Raw genomic sequence first — 21,958 nt, forward strand, 5'->3', positions numbered from 1 at the left:
CACCACATAGGGTCATCACACTGAAAATCAGCTCGAACAGATAACGATTGATCATGATGGTTAGCCTATAAAAAAAGACACCCGGCGTTAACCGGGTGTCTGGAATTGGCTAGACTGTGCGGTACTTAGTAGCCCGCATTCCGGCATAATTATGCTGCTGGCGCTGTTGCTGATTTTTTAACAGCTTTATGGTGTTTTTTAGCGGCTTGGGCTTTCTGAGCTGGCTGAGCTGGCGCTTTTTTCACGTGTTTTTTAGCGGCCTGTGCTTTTTGAGCAGGTGCTTTTTTCACATGTTTTTTAGCAGACTGTGCTTTTTGTTCTGTGGTTTGTTTGGTTGCTTTATGTTTTTTATGGTGAGTTGCTTTAGCTGGTGCTGCATTTTCTGCGGCAGGCGCAGCAGTAGTGCTGGTTGCAGTTGGTACTGCTGTAGCGGCCGCAGTAGTTTCAGCAGCGAAAGCAACAGAAGACAGACCCATGGTTGCAGCAACGATCAGCGCTAATACTTTTTTCATTTTAAAATCCTCAGAGTTTGTTTCGCTAAGCCCCCGGTGGGGCCGTTGAAAGAATCATAGAGGAATCAATTTTTCCTTTCCGTGAGTCATTGGTTTCGCTAAGTAACCAAATGTACAAAGTAATAGTGATTATTATTTACGCCATACATTATGAATCACGCTATTTAAAAGCAGCCCTGTTCGGGAGGCATGGTGGTTAATTCTCCCCTCGCCTTCGGATTAGTCCTGAAGCGCATGTCACAGCGACGTGATGGACTATGCTTAATGTTCATCAGGCAAAACGGAGAGTCAAATGTTCAAGAAATCAGAAAAAATTGAAAGAGATCTCAATCAGGACGTGACCCTTCTGGCAGATACTCTTGACGATGTATTGCGTTCATCAGGTGAGAAAACCAAAGAGGAACTGACCAAAGTGCGCCACAATGCCGAAGGTGTATTACGTGATGCGCGAGCGCGTTTCAACGGTTCGACCAGCCTAAAACAGCATGCCCGAGATGTTGCAGGTAACGCAGATGACTACATCCGCGACAAACCATGGCAAGGTGTCGGTATTGGTGCTGCGGTCGGTATCGTTCTGGGTGTGCTGTTAGCACGCCGTTAAAAATAATCTGATAGCTGATAAATCGCCGGTATCTTATCCCCCTCATTGCTGTGTCTACTTATAGGGATGACGATATCTGGCAGTTTGGTTAATCGGTGGCCCCAGTGATAATAGATGCACTGCGGGCCAATTCATTTACTCGGTAAATGGTGGTTATTAAGCAGACATAGAAGTAATAACTTTGGCCAATAGGGCCACCAGCCGATCAGTTTCTGCCACAGAAGTGAGATTAGTGAATCCCATCAACAATCCATTTCTACCGGTTGCCTGGCTCGTTTCCGCCAACGCCCAATCTGATAGCGCCTGAACCGCTAACCCTTGCTGCCGCGCCCGTATTGCTACGGCATAATCAGCAAAACCCTTATCCAATCGCGCCAGTAATTGTATCCCTCCAGCTTGCTGTTCAACCTCAACAACGCCTGCCAACTGACGCCTCAGACTTGTCGATAGCATCTCACGCCGTTCGGCATATAAATGACGCATACGTTTCAGATGGCGATAAAAATGCCCCTGATTGATAAACTCCGCCACACTGGCCTGTATCAGTGGTGGGCTGGTACAAATGCGTAACTGGCATCGCTGATTAAATAGTGCCACCCGTTCTGCTGGAACGACCAGATAAGCCAGCCTCAGTGCCGGAAACATCACTTTGCTGAAGGTACCGGCATAGAGCACCCGCCCCTGCCGGTCCAACGTTTTCAACGGTGGCAGTGGCCGCCCTTGATACCTGAACTCACTGTCATAGTCATCTTCAATAATCCATGCATGCTGCTGATCGGCCCAATCCAACAGGGCAATACGTCGTGCCAGACTGAGCGCCACCCCTAACGGGCTTTGATGGGCTGGGGTGACGATGGCAAAACGTGCCTGGGGGCAGTCGTTAATTGCCGCACCGACATCCATTCCGTCCTGATCAACTGCGACCGGATGCGGAATAAGCCCAGCTTCGCGAATCAGTTGCCGTGTCACAGGATAGCCGGGGTCCTCCAACCAGCCACGATCGCCCGGTTGCAGTAAGGTACTGATCACCAGATCCAGCAATGACTGATAGCCTGAGCAAATAAAAACTTGTTCAGGCTGGCAACTCACCCCGCGTGATAACTGTAAATAATGTGCTATTGCTTCGCGCAATAACGCCAGCCCGGTAGCGGGGGGATGTCCAAGGGATGATGCGGTGAGATTATGTAACTGTTTGGCCATGATTCGCCCCCATTGCGCTCGGGGGAAAGCGTCCAGCGCCGGTAATCCTAGCTCGAAGGGCCGCGCCACCGGACTAACCGTTGAGACTTTATTCACCACAACAGGCTGCGCACTCTGAGTTAATGGCAGCAAAGGGGTATCACGTAACTGAGCGGAAACGTAAGTCCCACTCTGCCCACGACTTTGCAAATACCCCTCGGCAATTAATTGACCATAGGCATTTTCCACCGTACCTCGTGCTACCCCCACTTCACTGGCTAGCACCCGAATCGAGGGTAACCGCGAGTCAGGCAGCAATGCTCCTTGCACGATGGCATCTTTAATACGCTGATAAAGCTGACGGTAGACCGGCTCGTTTTGTTGGCTATCCAGGCTCAGAAGATGTGAAAAAGACCTCATCATGACCCACTAAAATAAGTAATTTATGGCTCTATAGTATAGGTCATCACAGCGCTAGAGTAGCGCCATACTCTACGGTACCTCACAGGAACATATCATGGTTGAACAACGTCTTTATTTTTCCGAACTTTCACCTACAACCTATAAAGCACTGGTTAATGCGTCTCTCTCGTTAGATAAGAGTTCATTACCTAAAGCATTGATAGAAATGATTTTTATGCGGGTATCACAAATCAACGGCTGCGCATTCTGCTTGAATATGCACGGTAAATTCTTGCGTGAGAACGGTTTTGATAATGCCAAAATGGATGTGATAGCTGGCTGGCGACTCAGTAATGCATTTACTGAAGCAGAAAGAGCAGCATTAGACTGGGCAGAAGCGGTGACTTACATCACCACCAGTGGCACACCTGATAATATCTTCGCCGCCTTAAAAGTACATTTTACCGATGCTGAAATTTCCGATTTAACTTTTGCTATCAGTATCATGAATGCCTTTAACCGCTTAGCCGTCAGCCTGCGCCAGTAAATCATCTTGCCCGCAACAACTCCGCAATAGAAATATTTTTATCCTCCTTATTATTACTAAATCTACCGCCAGCCCCGTGCTGGCGGCCCTGTCGCTGAACAATGCATGAATTCTCAATAAATAACTACATGTAGTGTGGTTGAATTAAATAAACACTAGATATAGTATTTATTTTATCACCTACGGAAATGAAACCGCAGTTGATTATCAGAGGCAGGTCGTCGCGGCACCTTAACAACCTGACTAATCCGCCTTTCCTCATTACAAAAGGTAAATGCGAATCATGAGTATTATCATTTACAGCAAACCTGATTGTGTCCAGTGCAATGCCACTTACCGAGCATTCGACAAACAAGGAATATCCTATCAAACAATTGATTTAACAGCAGATTTGCAAGCATTAAATCATGTGAAATCTCTTGGTTATCAGCAGGTGCCAGTGATTATTGCCGGCAATGAACATTGGTCCGGCTTCCGCCCTGACAAAATTAACGCACTGGTTCAGGCCGTCAGTGCCTGATGGGGGGACAAGATGAATCCGCTGGTCTATTTTTCCAGCTCTTCGGAGAACACCCACCGTTTTGTCGGGAAGCTGGAACTCCCGGCAATACGTATCCCTATTGCCGGTGCCCGGAAAACACCGCAGATCGAGCAGCCCTATATTTTGTTAGTGCCCAGTTATGGCGGTGGCAGCCCGATAGGAGCAGTACCGATTCAGGTGATCCGTTTTCTAAATGATCCACACAACCGTTCATTGATTCGCGGCGTTATTGCGGCGGGTAACACTAATTTTGGCGACGCCTATTGCCTGGCAGGGAAAATCATCTCCCAAAAATGTCAGGTTCCTTATCTGTATCGCTTTGAACTACTGGGTACAGCAGAAGATGTGGCTAACGTGCGCAAGGGAGTAACTGAATTTTGGCAACGACAGAACTGAATATCACTGATCCATCCAGTAGCGAGCTTGACTATCACTCACTGAATGCGATGCTAAACCTCTATGATGCTGATGGACGTATCCAGTTTGATAAAGACCGGTTGGCGGCACGTCAATATTTCTTGCAACACGTCAATCAAAACACCGTGTTCTTCCACAATTTGCAAGAAAAACTCGATTATCTGGTCGAAGAAGGATATTACGAGAAAGAGGTGCTGGCTCAGTACGATTTCAGCTTTATCAAAAGCTTATTCCAGCAGGCCTATAGCAAAAAATTTCGTTTTCCCACTTTCCTTGGCGCCTTTAAATATTACACCAGCTATACCCTGAAAACCTTTGATGGCAAACGTTATCTGGAACGCTACGAAGACCGTGTTTGCATGGTGGCGCTGACACTGGCAGCAGGTGACCCGACACTGGCGCAAGAACTGGTAGAAGAGATAATCTCTGGTCGATTCCAACCGGCCACCCCGACATTCCTCAATTGTGGTAAAAAACAGCGTGGTGAGCTTGTCTCCTGCTTCTTGTTACGCATTGAAGATAATATGGAATCAATTGGCCGCTCCATTAACTCAGCACTGCAATTGTCCAAGCGTGGCGGCGGGGTCGCTTTCCTGCTAAGTAATATTCGTGAAGTCGGTGCGCCAATCAAACGGATTGAAAACCAATCCTCCGGCGTCATCCCTATCATGAAAATGCTGGAAGATGCCTTTTCTTATGCTAACCAGTTGGGCGCACGGCAAGGTGCGGGGGCAGTATATCTCCATGCCCATCATCCCGATATTTTACGTTTTCTGGATACCAAACGCGAAAACGCCGATGAAAAAGTTCGTATAAAAACCCTCTCATTAGGTGTGGTTATCCCGGATATTACCTTTGAGTTGGCGAAGAATAACGAAGAAATGTACCTGTTCTCTCCTTACGATGTAGAACAGGTTTACGGTTTACCGATGTCAGAAATCAGCATCAGCGAAAAATACCGCGAGATGGTCAATGACAAGCGCATCCATAAAAGCAAAATCAAGGCACGCGAGTTCTTCCAGATTCTAGCCGAGATCCAGTTTGAATCCGGCTATCCCTACATGATGTTTGAGGACACAGTTAATCGCGCCAATCCGATTAAAGGTCGAATCAATATGAGTAACCTGTGCTCAGAAATTTTGCAGGTTAATTCACCAACCGAATACAATGACGATCTTAGCTATCGCCATATCGGTAAAGATATCTCTTGTAACCTTGGTTCGATGAATATCGCGCATACCATGGATTCACCAGACTTTGGCAAATCGATTGAAACCGCTATTCGTGGGCTGACTGCCGTCTCCGATATGAGCAATATCCGCTCAGTACCTTCTATCGAGAAAGGTAATCAAGAATCCCATGCCATTGGCTTGGGGCAGATGAATCTGCACGGTTATCTGGCCCGCGAGCGTATTTTCTACGGCTCTGAAGAGGCGCTCGATTTTACTAATATCTACTTTTATAGCGTGGTATATCACGCCATCCGCGCCTCGAACCAACTGGCAATAGAACGAGGCCACCACTTTAAAGGCTTTGATGAGTCAGATTATGCCTCGGGTACTTATTTCACAAAATATATCGAGCAGAGCTGGCTGCCTAAAACCGCCAAAGTACAGGCACTATTTGCTCAGGCAGCTATTGTACTGCCCGACCAGCAAGATTGGGCCGCGTTACGCCAATCAGTGATGGAACACGGTATTTATAACCAGAACTTGCAGGCGGTGCCGCCTACCGGTTCTATTTCCTATATCAATCACTCGACATCGAGCATTCACCCGATTGTCTCACCGATTGAGATTCGTAAAGAAGGCAAGATTGGCCGAGTCTATTATCCCGCACCTTATATGACTAACGATAACCTTGAATATTATCAGGATGCTTATCAGATAGGGCCGGAGAAAATTATCGATACCTACGCTGAGGCAACACAGCATGTCGATCAAGGGCTATCACTGACCCTGTTCTTCCGTGATACCGCCAGTACCCGCGATATTAATAAAGCGCAAATTTATGCCTGGAAGAAAGGGATTAAGACCATTTATTACATCCGGCTGCGTCAGATGGCGCTTGAAGGCACTGAAGTCGAAGGTTGTGTTTCTTGCTCGCTGTAATTCGCGGCACTGAATGAATAAAAATGGTTGATAAGGAAAATGATATGAACGCAGTAAAACCGATAACACACGTCAGTGCCATTAACTGGAATAAGATTGAAGACGATAAAGACCTAGAAGTATGGAACCGCCTGACAGCTAATTTCTGGTTGCCGGAAAAAGTCCCACTATCAAATGACATTCCCTCTTGGGCAACGCTGACACCTAATGAACAACAGCTTACGATTCGGGTTTTTACCGGCCTGACACTGCTGGATACTATTCAGAATACATTGGGTGCGCCGGCACTGATTAAAGATGCCATTACCCCTCATGAGGAAGCGGTATTCTCAAATATCAGCTTTATGGAGGCGGTCCATGCTCGCTCTTATAGCTCTATTTTTTCTACTCTTTGCATGACATCTGATGTGGACGATGCCTATCGCTGGAGTGAAGAGAATGACCCACTACAAAATAAAGCCAATATTATCTTACAGCACTATCATAATGATGACCCACTGAAGAAAAAGATAGCCAGTGTATTTCTGGAATCATTTTTATTCTATTCCGGTTTCTATTTACCGATGTATTGGTCCAGCCGGGCAAAATTAACCAACACTGCCGATCTTATTCGATTAATCATCCGTGACGAGGCAGTACATGGTTATTATATCGGCTACAAATTTCAGAAAGGGTTGGAGAAAGTCGACAATAGTCGCCACCAGGAAATAAAGAACTTTGCCTTCGATCTGCTGCAAGACTTATATGACAATGAGGTGCGTTACACCGAGGATCTGTATGATAAGGTTGGCTGGACCGAAGATGTCAAAAAGTTCCTTCATTATAATGCTAATAAAGCATTAATGAATTTAGGTTATGAAGCCTTATTCCCTACCAGTCAGGCAGCAGTCAGTCCGGCCATTCTGGCGGCATTATCACCAAATGCAGACGAGAATCACGATTTCTTCTCCGGTTCTGGCTCCTCTTATGTGATTGGTAAGGCAGTCAACACCGAAGACGAAGATTGGGATTTTTAAGCGTTCCCTATCGGTGCCCCACCCTCACTTTTATGGCATAAAAATGAGGCGATCCACATCCACTGGCAGCCGCAGCAAGGCTGCCCTCTATTTGGTGATGATTTAATGCCTCAATCACCTTGTAAACTCACCACCACTCATCCGCTATATTTACCTACGCAATGAACAGAACCACAACTAAAAACTGAAATTATTACCTGACTACTAATTTAGGCGCAGGCCAGTATATAAGGGGGATTCAGCATGTCTCTTGTGACGATAAAAATGTCATATCAGCACGATGACGGATGCTCAAGCCCAAGGCTGACCACAAGAAGAATCGAGGGAATATAATCAATAACAGTATATTCAATAGAATGAATATATATGGACAATATTCACGCTATTAACTGGCTAATTATAGTCCACTTAGCATATCAATATTAAGCAAGATGTGAACATCAAAAAACCACAATATTAACGTATATAAATTAACAGATTAAAAAGATATATCCTGGGATAAGGTCTATTACAATTCAGATTATAAGAACATTGAGGGTTGTCTCAGATTCTCATTGTGTTAGGGTATATGGCGCTCTATTTTTTCATCAGGATAACATTGATCGAATAAACATAATTCAAAATTGACAGAGGAATACACCAGCTGCATGGCAATTAAACTCGAAGTAAAGAATCTATATAAAATATTTGGTGAGCATCCAGAACGGGCTTTTAAGCTGCTTGAATCAGGTAAGAATAAAGAGCAGATATTTGCCAAAACTGGTTTGTCCGTTGGCGTTAAAGATGCCAATCTGGCCATTGAAGAAGGCGAGATATTCGTCATCATGGGGTTATCCGGTTCTGGTAAATCCACCCTGGTACGCCTTCTCAATCGTCTGATAGAACCCACCCGTGGAGAAGTACTGATCGATGGCGAAGATATTGCCAAAATATCTGATAGTGCCCTGCGCACCGTACGCCGTAATAAGATCAGTATGGTCTTTCAGTCCTTTGCATTAATGCCCCATTTGAATGTTCTCGATAACACCGCATTCGGTATGGAGCTGGCTGGCGTCCCTTTGCAGGAACGTCACGACAAAGCGCTGGAAGCACTGCGTCAGGTGAGTCTGGAAAGCTACGCCCACTCCTACCCCGATGAACTTTCCGGCGGGATGCGTCAGCGCGTCGGTTTAGCCCGGGCGATGGCCAATAACCCTGACATCTTATTAATGGATGAGGCCTTTTCAGCGCTAGACCCCTTAATACGTACAGAAATGCAAGATGAGCTGGTCAAATTACAGGCCAAACATCAAAGGACCATTGTTTTTATCTCTCATGATTTGGATGAAGCCATGCGCATTGGTGATCGTATCGCCATTATGCAGGGCGGCGAAGTAGTACAGGTCGGCACCCCGGATGAAATACTGAATAATCCGGCTAATGACTATGTGCGCACCTTCTTCCGTGGCGTCGATATCAGCCACGTCTTTAGTGCCAAGGATATCGCGCGCCGTCGCCCGGTATCATTAATTCGTAAAACTCCGGGTTTCGGCCCTCGTTCAGCGTTAAAACTGCTTCAAGATGAAGACCGCGATTATGGCTATGTGCTGGAACGCGGGCAGAAGTTTATTGGCGTGGTATCGATAGATTCACTGAAAAAAGCCTTGGCGGAGAGCCAGTCGCTGGATAGTGCCTTACTGGCCGATCCAGCGCCGGTTCCCGCAGATATGCCCCTCAGTGAGTTGATTTCACTGGTTGCCCAGGCCCCGTGTGCGGTCCCTGTGGTCGGTGAAGACAACAGTTATATCGGTATTATTTCCAAGGCCATGCTGTTGCAGGCTTTAGATAAGGAGACGCCAAATGAGTGATCCAATTCAAAGCAGTACCCCCGTAGACAGTAATCCTTGGGCGACGGATGCGGCAGCTTCAGCAGCACCGGCGGCAACAGATACCGCCCCTCAGACACTGTCAGCCGCTGTTGACCCGTGGGGAGCGAGCATGGCTGAGGGTAGCCATGCCGCCAGCAGTACCAGCCATGAGGTTGCTTCTCAGGCCGTTCAGAGCACTGCGACACAAAGTACCGATTGGTTGAATAGTACTCCGGCCGCTGCTCCCGAGCATTTCAGTCTGATGGATCCGTTTCATAACACCTGGGTGCCACTGGATTCCTGGGTCACCCACGGTATCGACTGGGTTGTGCTGCATTTTCGCCCCCTGTTCCAGGGCATTCGCGTGCCGGTTGATTTTATTCTCAGTGGCTTTCAGCACCTACTACTGGGTATGCCAGCACCGATCGCCATTCTGGTTTTCGCGCTGATCGCCTGGCAGTTCTCCACCTTAGGAATGGGCGTAGCAACCCTGATATCACTGGTTGCTATTGGCGCTATCGGTGCGTGGTCACAAGCAATGGTGACACTGGCGCTGGTTCTGACTTCGCTGTTCTTCTGTATTCTTATCGGGCTACCGATGGGGATATGGCTGGCACGCAGTAATAATGCCGCACGTATAATTCGGCCGTTACTGGATGCCATGCAGACTACACCGGCATTCGTTTATCTGGTGCCCATCGTCATGCTGTTCGGTATCGGTAACGTCCCCGGCGTGGTCGTGACCATCATCTTTGCTCTGCCACCCATTGTTCGTCTGACCATTTTGGGCATCAAACAGGTACCAGAAGATCTTATCGAAGCCGCTGAATCCTTTGGTGCCAATCCACGCCAATTACTGTTCAAAGTGCAGTTACCGCTGGCGATGCCAACCATCATGGCGGGTGTGAACCAAACCCTGATGCTGGCACTGTCGATGGTAGTCATCGCCTCGATGATTGCTGTAGGGGGCTTAGGTCAAATGGTACTGCGCGGTATTGGCCGCCTTGATATGGGGCTGGCCGCAGTCGGCGGTGTCGGTATTGTGATTCTGGCGATCATCCTTGACCGCCTGACCCAATCATTAGGCCGCGATCGCCGTACCAAAGGCATTGGCCTCTGGTATACAGCCGGCCCGATTGGTCTTATCACCAAACCTTTTAGAAATACTAAGTAATTTCAAATTATTACGCTCAAATTTAAGCGTAATTGTCGCAGGCAGTTTGGACATGGACAGCGCGCAATCACCGCAATGTACACATAGTACGTAAGGATGATGAGCACTGTCCTCGTTCAAAATGGCAAGTAAAATAGCTTAAAAAGGAACAACTATGCGTTCGACAGGAATCTGGGCTTTGGCCCTCACCACACTGATCAGCACTCAGTTATCCGCCGCAGAATTACCGGGCAAAGGCATCACTGTCCAGCCGCTGCAAAGTACCATTTCGGAAGAGACCTTCCAGACCTCTCTGGTCAATAAAGCCTTGGAAAAACTCGGTTACGATGTCCAACCGACCAAAGAAGTAGATTACAACGTCGCGTATTCAACTATCGGCGCAGGTGATGCCACCTATCTGGCGGTAAACTGGGAACCACTGCATAACGACCAATATAATGCTGCCGGTGGCGATGCCAAATTTTATCGTCAGGGTAACTATATTGAAGGATTGGCACAGGGTTATCTGATCGATAAAAAAACCGCTGATAAATACCACATTACCAATATTGAGCAGCTAAAAGATCCGAAAGTCGCCAAATTGTTTGATGCTAATAACGATGGTAAAGCCGATCTAACCGGCTGTAACCCAGGTTGGGGCTGTGAAGCGCCGATAAATCATCAGATCAAAGCTTATGGTCTGAGCGATACCGTTATCCATAATCAGGGTAACTATGCCGCGATGATTGCCGATACGATTACACGTTACAAAGAAGGCAAACCAATCCTGTATTACACCTGGACACCTTATTGGGTCAGTGATGTATTGGTGCCGGGCCGTGACGTAGTATGGTTGCAGGTTCCATTCTCTTCCCTGCCAGATAAAACTATCGACACCAAGCTGTCTAACGGTGCGAACTACGGCTTCCCACCGAGTGTGATGCATATCGTGGCTAACAAAAAATGGGCTGAAGCTAACCCGGCCGCCGCTAAGCTGTTCTCTATCATGAAATTATCGATTAATGATGTGAATGCTCAGAACATGCGGATGCACGCGGGTGAATCGTCAGATGCCGATATTGAACGTCATGTGAATGGTTGGATTCAGGCCCATCAGGCCACCTTTGATGGTTGGGTAAAAACAGCCGCGCAAGCAGGTAATGCGAAAGCTACGCAGTAAATTCTACAATGGGTTTATTGATGTGTTACCCAAGGGGGGGGAGTTCTATTATTTTGCCCCCCAGCGGCTTCAAGTACCAAGGGTATACCCAAAGTAATTGGAGTTGCAGGTAGGCAGCAAGCGAATGCATCCCAATGAGCTTACACAGTCAAGTGATTTGGGTAAGTGAGCGTAGCTAACCCCCCAGCAGCTTCAAGTGCCAAGGGTATAGATACAACGAAGCCCTGAGTTAGCAATAACTCAGGGCTTCTGAATGTTGGCGGTGCGGACGGGACTCGAACCCGCGACCCCCGGCGTGACAGGCCGGTATTCTAACCGACTGAACTACCGCACCACGCTGCTGTTCCGGTTAAGAACGAGACGGATATTACGTATGGAATGCAATCTCGTCAATACTTTTTCCAGCAAAATAAGCCGGTTGCGCAGTTTTTCATCTGGAAATCATTTTATTCTGCATTTGCACTATCTTCCGATTCAAGCGGCATCCGCCACAAACAACTGCCGCCCTTCTTCATCACCAAATCCAGACGCGATTCATGGGCTGACAACTCCTCTTCAGCCGCATAAATTACTTTCAACGCAGATGCTGGCCGGGTAATACGCTGGATATTTTCAGAAGAATCATTCTGCGACTGATCACCTTCCATAGAGAAAGACAGAGACGTCTGGCCGCCGGTCATCGCCAGATAAACTTCTGCCAGAATTTCGGCATCGAGTAATGCGCCGTGCAACGTTCGCTTGGTATTATCTATCAGATAGCGATCGCATAACGCATCAAGGTTATTACGCTTGCCGGGGAACAGGCGGCGCGCCAATAACAGGCTATCGGTGATGGTACAGAAGGTTTCCGTTTTCGGAATATCCTGCTGCAACATACGGAACTCGTAATCCATAAAGCCGATATCAAACGCCGCATTATGAATGACTAGCTCAGCACCACGGATAAACTCGAGAAACTCCGGTGTAATATCAGCAAATGTGGGTTTATCGGCCAGAAACTCATCACTGATACCATGGACACCGTAGGCCTCTGGGTCGACCAGACGGTCCGGTTTCACATACACATGGAAGTTTCTGCCGGTCAGACGGCGGTTGATCACTTCAACAGCACCGATCTCAATAATCCGATGGCCTTCATAATGAACGCCCAGCTTATTCATACCAGTGGTTTCAGTATCCAGAACAATCTGTCTGGTCGGGGTAACTTGCATATTGCCAGTGCTCATAGCGCTCGTTTATGTCAGACTTAACGTTTAAACAGATAGGAAGAGTCTACCAGAGATGACTAAACAGGTAGAAATTTTCACCGACGGATCTTGCCTTGGCAATCCTGGCCCCGGTGGTTATGGCGCAATTATGCGTTACAAACAACATGAAAAGACCTTTAGTGCTGGCTACCGTTTGACAACCAACAACCGTATGGAGTTGATGGCTGCTATCGTCGCCTTGGAGGCATTGACATCACCTTGCCACGTGACGCTCAGCACTGACAGCCAATACGTGCGTCAGGGCATCACACAATGGATCCACAACTGGAAAAAGCGCGGGTGGAAAACCACAGACCGCAAACCGGTACGTAACGTCGATTTATGGCAACGGCTGGATCTGGCAATCCAAGGCCATACCGTACAATGGGAATGGGTTAAAGGCCATGCTGGCCATCCTGAAAATGAGCGCTGCGATGAACTGGCACGTCTTGCGGCCAATTCACCGACACAAGACGATATTGGTTATATCCCCAACTAACTCTTCTTACCTGACGTTGCCACGGTATTAGTGGCTTTCACACACCGAATCAAGGTTGGTCGCGATAACTTTTGGTTGCGCCAACCGCACGGCTAAACCAAGGCTTACGTGCACCAAACTTCATCGGATTAAATGTCAAAGGTATGGTGCGCTTACGGGCCACAATCAGGCTGACACACCCCAGCGCATGTAGATGGGTGCTGATAAAGCGCCCACCTTCTTTATGCCAGGGTAAAACGTGAAAGCACGACATATGCATAACTTCATAATTCAGCAAACTCAGCCAATCCAGCAAACGCATCTGAGTAAACATTCGGCTAATATAAGGCTGCCGCTGGCGTAATATTGGCACCAGCTTGCCGGCACCCAGCACACTCATCGGATTGAAGTTACTGATAATCAACCAGCCGTCATCAATAAGCACCCTATCTGCTTCACGCAAAATACGATGTGGGTCAGTGGCATAGGCTAAAGAATGAGATAACAGACAGGCGTCCACTGACTTTTCAGCAAAAGGTAACTGGTATGGGCTGGCCAGCACCTGCATATTAGTACCTTGTTCCCCCACATTAACCTGATGGGAGATAGCACATTTATCGCTGGCGATTTCCGCACTCAACTGGCCTATTTTCAACAGATGAAAACCAAATAGCTTCGGCCACCAAGGTTGTAATTGCTGTTCGAGCGCTGCGCGATAATACTCTCCCCAAGGTAACTCCGCCCAAGATGCAGGCGCATCGATCTGTTGGTGTGTTTGCGCTGGTTTCATGTTTCTACCCAATAGATTTCAAGGTGCAGGAAGGTGGCAAGTAAGTGAACCCCGATAAGCTAACCCCCGTAAGTGATGCGGATGAACGGGAGCCGCCAATACACCTGCGATTTGAAAGATGACGGGTATATTATCTTCTTTCACACTCAAGCGGTTGCCAACAAAAAAGAGGTATCCAATGAATCTTATCAGTATTCCGGCATTTCAAGACAATTACATTTGGTTATTGGCAAACCCACAAAAACACTGCGTTATTGTTGATCCGGGTGAATCAGCGCCGGTGCTGTCTGCACTGGCACAAGGCCAATACACTCCTCAGGCCATCCTGCTCACCCATCACCACAACGATCACGTCGGTGGTGTGGCACAATTACACCGCCATTTCCCCAATATTCCCGTCTATGGCCCGCAGGAAACAGCAAATAAAGGTGCGACAGTTATCGTAAATGGGGGTGATCACCTGACAATTGATGGTCAAAACTACACCATTATCGCCGTCCCTGGCCATACCCTTGGGCACATTGCATACTACAGCGAACCTTATCTTTTCTGCGGCGACACGCTTTTTTCTGCCGGCTGCGGCAGACTATTTGAAGGCACACCAGAGCAAATGTATGCGTCAATTCAACGGCTGGCGCAGCTTCCCGCTGAAACCTTAATTTGCAGCGCGCATGAATATACTCTCGCAAATCTTAAGTTTGCCCGTTTCATTTTGCCCGCAGATCAAGATATTGCTACATATCAACAACAAATCATGCAATTACGGGCAAAAAACCTACCTAGTTTGCCGGTAAAATTGCAATTAGAGCGTAAAATTAATGTTTTTTTACGTTGCGATGACATTGATTTACAAAGGAAAATAGGCGTCATCTCGCCACCAGCCTCACTTGCTTCAGTTTTTTCCGAATTACGCGCCCAGAAAGACCACTTCTGAGCTTTTAGTTGTGTTTTTTGTCGAAGCAAAGTATGATTGGTCGTCTTTTAAGCAACTGACATTGACACACACATGAAGACCAAAGCGATATTTCTCGCCTCAGTCTTGCTTGTTGGGTGCCAGACGTCCAAGCAGGACGTACAGGTTCCCGTACAGCATGCGCAGAGTTTGTCTTCAGCAGGTCAAGAGAGTGAAGCAGGAGAGTACACAAATAGCGTCCGAGAGGGCAGCGCGCGATGGCTTGATAGTGAAAGTGGCCTCGCGCAGCAAGATTTGTGGAACTTCATTAGCGACGAGCTGAAGATGAAGGTTCCGGAAAATTCCCGGATCCGTGAACAAAAGCAAAAATACTTAAGAAATAAGAGCTATCTCCACGATGTAACATTACGGGCAGAGCCGTACATGTACCTGATAGTCGAGCAGATTAAGAAACGTAAAATGCCGATGGAACTGGTACTGCTACCCATAGTGGAGAGCGCTTTTGACCCACACGCGACATCATCCGCCAACGCCGCAGGGCTATGGCAGATAGTGCCGAGTACAGGTCGAAACTATGGCTTGAAACAAAACCAATGGTATGACGGTCGCAGAGATGTGGTTGCGTCTACCAAAGCAGCGCTTGATATGATGGAGCGCCTGAACAAAATGTTTGACGGTGACTGGTTGTTAACAGTCGCTGCTTATAACAGTGGTGAAGGCAGAGTCATACAAGCGGTTAAGGCTAATAAGGCAAAGGGTAAACCGACCAACTTTTGGGCATTGTCGCTTCCACGTGAAACGTCAATTTATGTTCCAAAAATGCTGGCCTTGGGTGATTTAATCAAGAACAGCAAAAAGTACGGTATAAACTTGCCAGAACCCGACAAAGACCGTGCATTAGCACGTGTTGATGTAGGTCAGCAGATACAGCTAACTCAGGCGGCTGAGATGGCGGGGATGTCACTTACTAAGTTGAAATCCTTTAATTCTGGGTATAAGCGCAATGTAACGGCACCTGATGGACATGGTCCTCGTTATATTATGTTGCCAAAGGCCCATGCTGAGCAGCTTAAAGATTCATTGGCAGATACTGATATTGCCGCCGTTCAACCAACCAAGTTGGCACAGAACAGCTCAAAATCAGCATCAGGTTCGCAGTATAAAGTTCGCTCCGGTGATACCTTATCTACGATTGCCAAGCGGTTGAATATCAAGACCAGCGATTTGCAGAGTTGGAACAACTTACGTGCCAAGAGCACCTTAAAAGTTGGGCAAACCCTGCAACTGGCAAGCAATACAACGACCAGCAACAGCATCACCTATCAGGTTCGTAAAGGTGATTCTTTTGCCAGTATTGCCAAGCGTCACGGTGTAAACACCGACGATGTGATGCGATGGAATTCGGTAGTCAGCAAGGCTAATAGTTTACAACCAGGCTTGAAATTGACGTTGTTCGTTAACGGCAAATCGACCCCGGATACGTAGAGTCAGAATCGCGATTAAAGCTGTTAAAAAGCACCCTTCGGGGTGCTTTTTTTATGGCTGGAATTCAACCAGCAGTGGATTGTGATCAGAGGCTCGGGTCACTAATACTGATGCATCTGCCAGAGTAAGACCCCGATAAAAGACAAAATCAAGCGGTCGGCCAAACGCACGGCTACGGTTATCAGCCCGGAATTCAACTTCAGCTAACCCCACCACTTGGGCAAAACACTGTAAAGCATTAACCCGCTGTCGGCTCCAGGCATTAAAATCCCCCGCCAGAATCACCGGGCCACGATGCATCGCGATTTGTTCCCCAATGGGCTCGAGTTGTTTACTGTAAACATCAACACCAAGACTGAAATTCACCGCGTGAATATTAACCACCATCAATAAACGGCCGTCATGGATTGGGTAAACAGTAATTAAGGCCGATTTAGACAACCGCAGTAACGGCTCTCTCTCACGCAGGGGGCAACAGTAGACCGGATGGGTGGCTGCAAGCGTCATCACACCTGAAGGGTGCTGAGGCAGTGCAAAGGCAGGAACCTGATCGGCGGCCTGATAGTGAGACGTAGCAAACCGCACCAGCTCAGGTGTTGTTTGTGCTTCTTGCAGTAACATCAGTTGAGTATCACGCCCGAATTCTTTGAGCACCGAGAGCCATTGCGCCCGCTGCTGCTTAAAGATATTCCACACCATCACCCGCAAAAATTCAGATGTTGGCAATGGCGCGCCTGGCGGTAACCCCAGCCCCAGTTGCTTAGCAGAACCTGGGTAGATTTGTTCAACCGGTTGACCTGCAACATATCGCATTGCATATGTTCGTTTCGGCACTTTGATGGCCTATTCCTTATTCGAAATCACTCTGGCTCGAGAGGTAACAACAGCCGGTAGTTCACTGATTATACGCCCAGATGCTCCTGTCAGTAATTTCTTTTAGCCACGATATTATTCTGATGTTGGGATACACAAGCAGAGATTCAATCTATGTGATTCATAATGCACTAATAAGCCTTCTATTAACAAAGAAGCCCACAATCGCGGGCTTCAATAGATACTGGCAGGGATTTAGCTGACAGCAACTTGCCGTGGGTGCTTCTTATCCAGCTTGCCACTCAGTGTCACCAGTAATAGCGCACCAATAACAATCACGCCACCGATCCAAGGGGTCTGAGCCAACCCAACCCGGATAACTGTCTGCCCACCAATAATCGATCCTAACGCGATTCCGACATTAAACGCCGCGATATTCAGGCCCGAAGCCACGTCAACGGCATGTGGCGTATATTCTTCCGCTTTCTGCACCACATAAACTTGTAAACCGGGGACGTTACCAAAGGCAAAAATCCCCATGACCAGCAACGTAATTAATGCCGCAATACTGTGGTTAGCACTGAATTGGAAAACAAACAGTAAGACAGCAAGTGCGGTAAAAATAAAACTTAAAGCAGGTACTGCACCATGGCGGTCTGCGAGTTTACCGCCCCAGATATTGCCGATAGCGACCGATACCCCATACGCCAGTAAGATCCAACTCACTGCGGCAGGTGAGAATCCTGCCAGCTCTTGCATCACTGGCGCGAGGAAAGTAAACATGGTGAAGAAACCACCGTATCCCAAGGCGGTAATGGCATAAATCAGCAGTAAACGTGGGTGGGTGAGCACCTGTAGTTGCTGCTTTATACTGGCTGAAGCCTTATTGGGGATATTACTGGGAACCAAAATGGCGCTGGCAATAATGGCAATGACCCCAATCAGTGACACCGCAAGGAAAGTCTCCCGCCAGCCAAAATGCTGGCCGATAAATGTCCCGAGCGGAACCCCAGTCACCAGTGCCACCGTTAAACCACCAAACATAATAGCAATCGCCGACGCCGCTTTCTCCTTTGGCACCAAACTGGTAGCAATAGTCGAACCAATCGAGAAGAACACACCGTGAGCCAGACCGGTGAGTAAACGAGCAACCACCAGAGTCTCATAACCAGGTGATTGCCAGGCTAATAAGTTCCCTAGGGTGAACAAGACCATCAAGCCAATCAATAGCATTTTACGCGGTATGCGCCCGGTTAATGCGGTTAACACTGGAGCACCAATAGCAACGCCCAATGCATAGATTGAAACTAATAAACCGGCGGATGGCACAGAAACTGCCAGTTGTTCTGCGATGGTCGGAACCAGCCCGACAATCACAAATTCAGTGGTACCAATAGCGAATGCACTGATGGTCAGTGCCCATAATGCAAGTGGCATAATTACTCCAGAAATACGGGTCAATTTAATAGCGGCTATTATGTACCTATGGTTAAATGACAAAAATGCTCAAAATATCAAAATATTTTTGCTGGAGTGGCAACAATGAAAGCGCATTCAGATGAACTGATTACTTTTGTTACCGTAGTGGAATGTGGCAGTTTTAGCCGTGCGGCAGAGCAACTCGATCAAGCTAATTCAGTCGTCAGCCGGACAGTAAAAAAACTCGAAAGCAAGCTAGGGGTGACGCTGTTAAATCGCACAACCCGGCAAATCAGCTTGACACAAGAAGGCGAGCACTACTTTCGGCGAGTGCAAAATATTCTGCGGGAAATGGCCACGGCGGAAAACGAGATACTCGATAATCAGTTAAATCCCAAAGGATTGCTGCGTATCGATGCTTCTACTCCAGTGGTGTTGCACATTCTGGCTCCGCTGATGGCGGAGTTTCGTCAGCGTTATCCGTTGGTGACATTATCACTGGTTTCGTCAGAAACCTTTATTAACCTAATTGAAAGAAAGGTTGATATTGCTATCCGGGTCGGCACGTTACAGGACTCAACCTTACGAGCCAGAAAGCTGATGACCAGTTATCGCCATATTTTGGCCTCACCTGCCTACCTAAAGCAACATGGTACCCCGCAAACGGTGGCTGATTTACAGCATCATTTATGTCTGGGGTTCAATGATTTACCGGTGCTAAATCGTTGGCCGCTCGCAGGTGCTGATGGGCAACTTTATGAAATAAATTCAGATTTAACGTCAAATAATGGGGAGACGCAACGCCGCCTTTGCCTTGAGGGAAATGGCATTGCTTGCTTATCGGATTTCATGATCAGAGGCGATCTACAACGCGGGGACTTAGTGCCGCTACTGGTAGAACAGACTCTACCCGTCGTTATGCCGATTAATGCGGTGTATTACAGTGATCAGGTCGTCAGTAACCGGCTGCGTTGTTTTATTGATTTTATCAATGAACGTCTGGCACAAATGTTCCCTGCAAAATAAAAAACCACCCAACATAGGGTGGTTCAGATAATGGTTTAAAGCGTGATCAATCCCATGCAGGTGCCAGGCCTTCAGGGCTGACTAACCTCTCACCACGATCCAACGACGCTATCAGTGCCATATCTTCGGCACTCAAGCGCAATTCCTGCGCTAACATATTACTGGCCAGATTAGCGGCTTTGGTCGATGATGGGATCACACTATAGCCCAGTTGCATCGCCCAGCTTAAAATCACCTGAGCGGGAGTGGCACCATGTTGCTCCGCAATCGTTTTAATCACGGGTTCTTCTAGCGCTTTACCATAAGCCAGCGTCATATAAGAAGTGATCGCTATGCCATTTTCTCTCGCAAATTCAACGACCTTACTGTTCTGCAATAAGGGTGACAGTTCGATTTGGTTAGTAGCAATTACCTCGGCCCCCACCGCCGCAATGGCCTGTTTCATTAAATCGATGGTGAAGTTAGAAATACCAATCTGCCGGGTTAAGCCCAGCTCTTTGGCTTTCACTAATTCAGCCATAAATTCAGCGACGGGTACTTCATCGTTTGGTGAAGGCCAGTGAATCAATGTTAAATCCACATAGTCTGTTCTCAGCTTCTGCAAGCTCTCTTGCAGGCTAGGGATGAGCTTGCCCTGCGCTAAGTTAGCAATCCAAATCTTAGTGGTGATAAATAACTCATCACGCTGGATGCCGCTTTGCGCAATAGCTTGGCCAACAGCTGCTTCATTTTCATATATTTGTGCGGTATCGATAACACGATAGCCCGCGGTTAATGCCTGACTCACTGAATCAATAACAACTTGATCTTGAAGACGAAAAGTTCCCAGGCCGAATGCAGGTACGCTCATAGTAATTCCTCATTTTGAATTTTTATCGTGCTTAGACATGTTTAAAATTGGCTGATTACCGGGGGCCATTTACCCGAGCCACCCGGTAAAAATCTGAACTGATTATGCCCAGAGTTTTATTGCCAAAAAATGCCATATTCAACACAATACTTTTGATAAAAAATCAACAATGAGGAAAGCAATGGCGGTTACGGCCAGCGACGGATCACCAATGAGGTGTTAATGCCGCCAAACGCGAAGTTATTTGTCTGGAAGAATTCGGTATCAATATAACGCCCCTCGCCCATCAGGTAATCCAGGTCACCACAGGCAGGATCAGGGTCGGTCAGATTAATGGTTGGTGCGAAACGCCCGGCCCGCATCATCTCCAGACTCATCCAGGCTTCAAGAGCACCGCAAGCCCCTAAGGTATGACCAAAATAACTTTTCAAAGAGGAAATGGGGGTCCGGTTACCAAAAACAGCCGCCGTAGCCTGGCTTTCTGCAATATCGCCACGCTCAGTCGCGGTACCATGAGCACTGATATAGCCAATATCAGTGGCAGCCAGGCCCGAGCTTAGTAACGCCTTTTCAATGCAGATTTGCATGGTCTCTTTTTGTGGTTGAGTAATATGGCTGGCATCGCAATTAGTATAAAAACCAATGAGTTCACCGTAAATAGTGGCACCACGTGCTTTGGCGTGATCCAGTTCTTCCAGAATCAACGTGCCAGCCCCTTCACCAATAACCAAACCATCACGTTGGCGATCAAATGGCCTTGGTGATAATTTTGGTGAATCATTTAGCTGGCTAGTAGCAAACAAGGTATCAAATACCGCCGCCTCGGAAGGACACAGTTCCTCTGCACCACCAGCAACCATCACTTTCTGGTAGCCATGACGGATTGCTTCATAGGCATAACCAATTGCCTGACTACCTGACGTACAAGCACTTGAGGTAGGAATAACCCGCCCGCGCAACCCAAAAAACAGCCCAGTATTCACCGCCGCCGTATGCGGCATCATTTGCACATAGGTCGTGCCGGTAATATTGTTGGTGTGTTTTTCGGTTAACATCGTGGCAAATTCACTCACCGGCTTAGTGCTACCGGTAGAAGAGCCATAGGCAATCCCAGTATCCCCATTGGTAAGTACATCCTCCCCCATCAGACCCGCTTGCTCTAGCGCCAGCTCAGTGGCTCTGGTGGCCAATAAGGATACCCGCCCCATCGAGCGGATGCGTTTACGGGTGTAATGTGCGGGCACCACAAAATCATCAATCGGCGCACCTAAATGGGTATTCAACCCCTGATATTCTTCCCACTGCGGCATATATTGCACCGCATTTTGACCGGCATAAATACGTGCTGAAATATCCGCCCAGTTATTGCCAAAGGCAGTGACCCCACTCATGCCGGTAATCACAACTCTATTGATGGCAACCATCCTGCTG

At 47.6% G+C, this 21,958-nt stretch carries 21 protein-coding genes and 1 tRNA gene; 13 read left to right on the forward strand and 9 right to left on the reverse strand.

Features of this window, described 5'->3' with window-relative positions; all coding sequences use genetic code 11:
* Positions 1–149: 149 nt before the first annotated feature.
* On the reverse strand, positions 150–512 hold the full coding sequence (gene asr, locus Q2T72_RS16835) for an acid resistance repetitive basic protein Asr (protein ID WP_372569516.1): 363 nt from the start codon (positions 510–512) through the stop codon (positions 150–152).
* 292 nt (positions 513–804) lie between these two features.
* Between asr and Q2T72_RS16840 the strand changes: the two genes are divergently transcribed.
* Complete coding sequence (locus tag Q2T72_RS16840; RefSeq protein ID WP_083163027.1) at positions 805–1,113, forward strand: YqjD family protein; 309 nt, start codon at positions 805–807, stop codon at positions 1,111–1,113.
* 156 nt (positions 1,114–1,269) lie between these two features.
* Here Q2T72_RS16840 and Q2T72_RS16845 read toward each other — a convergent pair whose 3' ends face one another.
* Entirely contained in the window at positions 1,270–2,715 is a 1,446-nt protein-coding gene (locus Q2T72_RS16845) for a PLP-dependent aminotransferase family protein (RefSeq protein ID WP_372569517.1), read from the reverse strand.
* A 94-nt stretch (positions 2,716–2,809) separates the two neighbouring features.
* Between Q2T72_RS16845 and Q2T72_RS16850 the strand changes: the two genes are divergently transcribed.
* The 8 genes from Q2T72_RS16850 (at position 2,810) to proX (ending at position 11,506) form a co-directional block, all read left to right on the forward strand.
* Positions 2,810–3,241, forward strand: coding sequence for a carboxymuconolactone decarboxylase family protein (locus tag Q2T72_RS16850; RefSeq protein ID WP_372569518.1), 432 nt, complete (start codon positions 2,810–2,812; stop codon positions 3,239–3,241).
* A gap of 283 nt (positions 3,242–3,524) precedes the next feature.
* Complete coding sequence (gene nrdH / locus Q2T72_RS16855) at positions 3,525–3,761, forward strand: glutaredoxin-like protein NrdH (protein WP_083163021.1); 237 nt, start codon at positions 3,525–3,527, stop codon at positions 3,759–3,761.
* Between the two features lie 12 nt (positions 3,762–3,773).
* On the forward strand, positions 3,774–4,178 hold the full coding sequence (gene nrdI, locus Q2T72_RS16860; RefSeq protein ID WP_372559730.1) for a class Ib ribonucleoside-diphosphate reductase assembly flavoprotein NrdI: 405 nt from the start codon (positions 3,774–3,776) through the stop codon (positions 4,176–4,178).
* Positions 4,160–6,310, forward strand: coding sequence for a class 1b ribonucleoside-diphosphate reductase subunit alpha (gene nrdE / locus Q2T72_RS16865; RefSeq protein WP_083163017.1), 2,151 nt, complete (start codon positions 4,160–4,162; stop codon positions 6,308–6,310). Before nrdI ends, nrdE begins: the two co-directional genes overlap by 19 nt.
* A gap of 44 nt (positions 6,311–6,354) precedes the next feature.
* Positions 6,355–7,326: a class 1b ribonucleoside-diphosphate reductase subunit beta gene (gene nrdF, locus Q2T72_RS16870; RefSeq protein ID WP_372569519.1), complete on the forward strand. Its 972-nt coding sequence runs from the start codon at positions 6,355–6,357 to the stop codon at positions 7,324–7,326.
* 647 nt (positions 7,327–7,973) lie between these two features.
* Entirely contained in the window at positions 7,974–9,173 is a 1,200-nt protein-coding gene (proV, locus tag Q2T72_RS16875) for a glycine betaine/L-proline ABC transporter ATP-binding protein ProV (protein WP_083163015.1), read from the forward strand.
* Positions 9,166–10,347 (forward strand): glycine betaine/L-proline ABC transporter permease ProW, encoded by a 1,182-nt coding sequence (proW, locus tag Q2T72_RS16880; RefSeq protein WP_083163013.1) that lies wholly within the window; start codon positions 9,166–9,168, stop codon positions 10,345–10,347. Before proV ends, proW begins: the two co-directional genes overlap by 8 nt.
* 154 nt (positions 10,348–10,501) lie before the next feature.
* Positions 10,502–11,506 (forward strand): glycine betaine/L-proline ABC transporter substrate-binding protein ProX, encoded by a 1,005-nt coding sequence (gene proX, locus Q2T72_RS16885; protein ID WP_372569520.1) that lies wholly within the window; start codon positions 10,502–10,504, stop codon positions 11,504–11,506.
* A gap of 257 nt (positions 11,507–11,763) precedes the next feature.
* Here the strand turns inward: proX and Q2T72_RS16890 are convergent.
* Both Q2T72_RS16890 and dnaQ read right to left on the reverse strand, forming a co-directional pair.
* Positions 11,764–11,840, reverse strand: a tRNA-Asp gene (locus Q2T72_RS16890).
* A gap of 112 nt (positions 11,841–11,952) precedes the next feature.
* On the reverse strand, positions 11,953–12,717 hold the full coding sequence (gene dnaQ / locus Q2T72_RS16895; protein WP_083163009.1) for a DNA polymerase III subunit epsilon: 765 nt from the start codon (positions 12,715–12,717) through the stop codon (positions 11,953–11,955).
* 70 nt (positions 12,718–12,787) lie between these two features.
* On the opposite strand from dnaQ, the gene rnhA reads away from it, so the two are divergent.
* Positions 12,788–13,252 (forward strand): ribonuclease HI, encoded by a 465-nt coding sequence (gene rnhA / locus Q2T72_RS16900; RefSeq protein WP_050074222.1) that lies wholly within the window; start codon positions 12,788–12,790, stop codon positions 13,250–13,252.
* Between the two features lie 49 nt (positions 13,253–13,301).
* Here the strand turns inward: rnhA and Q2T72_RS16905 are convergent, their stop codons facing one another.
* Positions 13,302–14,021, reverse strand: a complete 720-nt coding sequence (locus Q2T72_RS16905; protein ID WP_083163007.1) for a class I SAM-dependent methyltransferase — start codon at positions 14,019–14,021, stop codon at positions 13,302–13,304.
* A gap of 178 nt (positions 14,022–14,199) precedes the next feature.
* On the opposite strand from Q2T72_RS16905, the gene gloB reads away from it, so the two are divergent.
* Together gloB and mltD are read left to right on the forward strand one after the other, a co-directional pair.
* Positions 14,200–14,955 (forward strand): hydroxyacylglutathione hydrolase, encoded by a 756-nt coding sequence (gloB, locus tag Q2T72_RS16910; protein ID WP_372569521.1) that lies wholly within the window; start codon positions 14,200–14,202, stop codon positions 14,953–14,955.
* Positions 14,956–15,027: 72 nt separating this feature from the next.
* Positions 15,028–16,419: a murein transglycosylase D gene (gene mltD / locus Q2T72_RS16915; protein ID WP_372569522.1), complete on the forward strand. Its 1,392-nt coding sequence runs from the start codon at positions 15,028–15,030 to the stop codon at positions 16,417–16,419.
* Between the two features lie 51 nt (positions 16,420–16,470).
* Here the strand turns inward: mltD and Q2T72_RS16920 are convergent, their stop codons facing one another.
* Both Q2T72_RS16920 and Q2T72_RS16925 read right to left on the reverse strand, forming a co-directional pair.
* Positions 16,471–17,253 carry an endonuclease/exonuclease/phosphatase family protein gene (locus tag Q2T72_RS16920; RefSeq protein ID WP_372569523.1) on the reverse strand — a complete coding sequence of 261 codons (783 nt, stop codon included), beginning with the start codon at positions 17,251–17,253 and terminating at the stop codon, positions 16,471–16,473.
* Between the two features lie 234 nt (positions 17,254–17,487).
* Positions 17,488–18,669 (reverse strand): MFS transporter, encoded by a 1,182-nt coding sequence (locus Q2T72_RS16925; RefSeq protein ID WP_083162999.1) that lies wholly within the window; start codon positions 18,667–18,669, stop codon positions 17,488–17,490.
* A 105-nt stretch (positions 18,670–18,774) separates the two neighbouring features.
* On the opposite strand from Q2T72_RS16925, the gene yafC reads away from it, so the two are divergent.
* Entirely contained in the window at positions 18,775–19,677 is a 903-nt protein-coding gene (yafC, locus tag Q2T72_RS16930; protein ID WP_083162996.1) for a DNA-binding transcriptional regulator YafC, read from the forward strand.
* 46 nt (positions 19,678–19,723) lie between these two features.
* Here the strand turns inward: yafC and dkgB are convergent, their stop codons facing one another.
* Both dkgB and Q2T72_RS16940 read right to left on the reverse strand, forming a co-directional pair.
* Positions 19,724–20,527, reverse strand: a complete 804-nt coding sequence (gene dkgB, locus Q2T72_RS16935) for a 2,5-didehydrogluconate reductase DkgB (RefSeq protein WP_083162994.1) — start codon at positions 20,525–20,527, stop codon at positions 19,724–19,726.
* 188 nt (positions 20,528–20,715) lie between these two features.
* The gene (locus Q2T72_RS16940; RefSeq protein ID WP_372569909.1) at positions 20,716–21,951 is read right to left on the reverse strand and encodes a beta-ketoacyl-ACP synthase; all 1,236 of its coding nucleotides are present in this window, start codon (positions 21,949–21,951) and stop codon (positions 20,716–20,718) included.
* Positions 21,952–21,958: the final 7 nt, after the last annotated feature.

It is taken from the genome of Yersinia sp. 2466 StPb PI, from assembly GCF_041538325.1.
In the GTDB taxonomy this organism is placed as follows: Bacteria; Pseudomonadota; Gammaproteobacteria; order Enterobacterales; family Enterobacteriaceae; genus Yersinia; species Yersinia enterocolitica_E.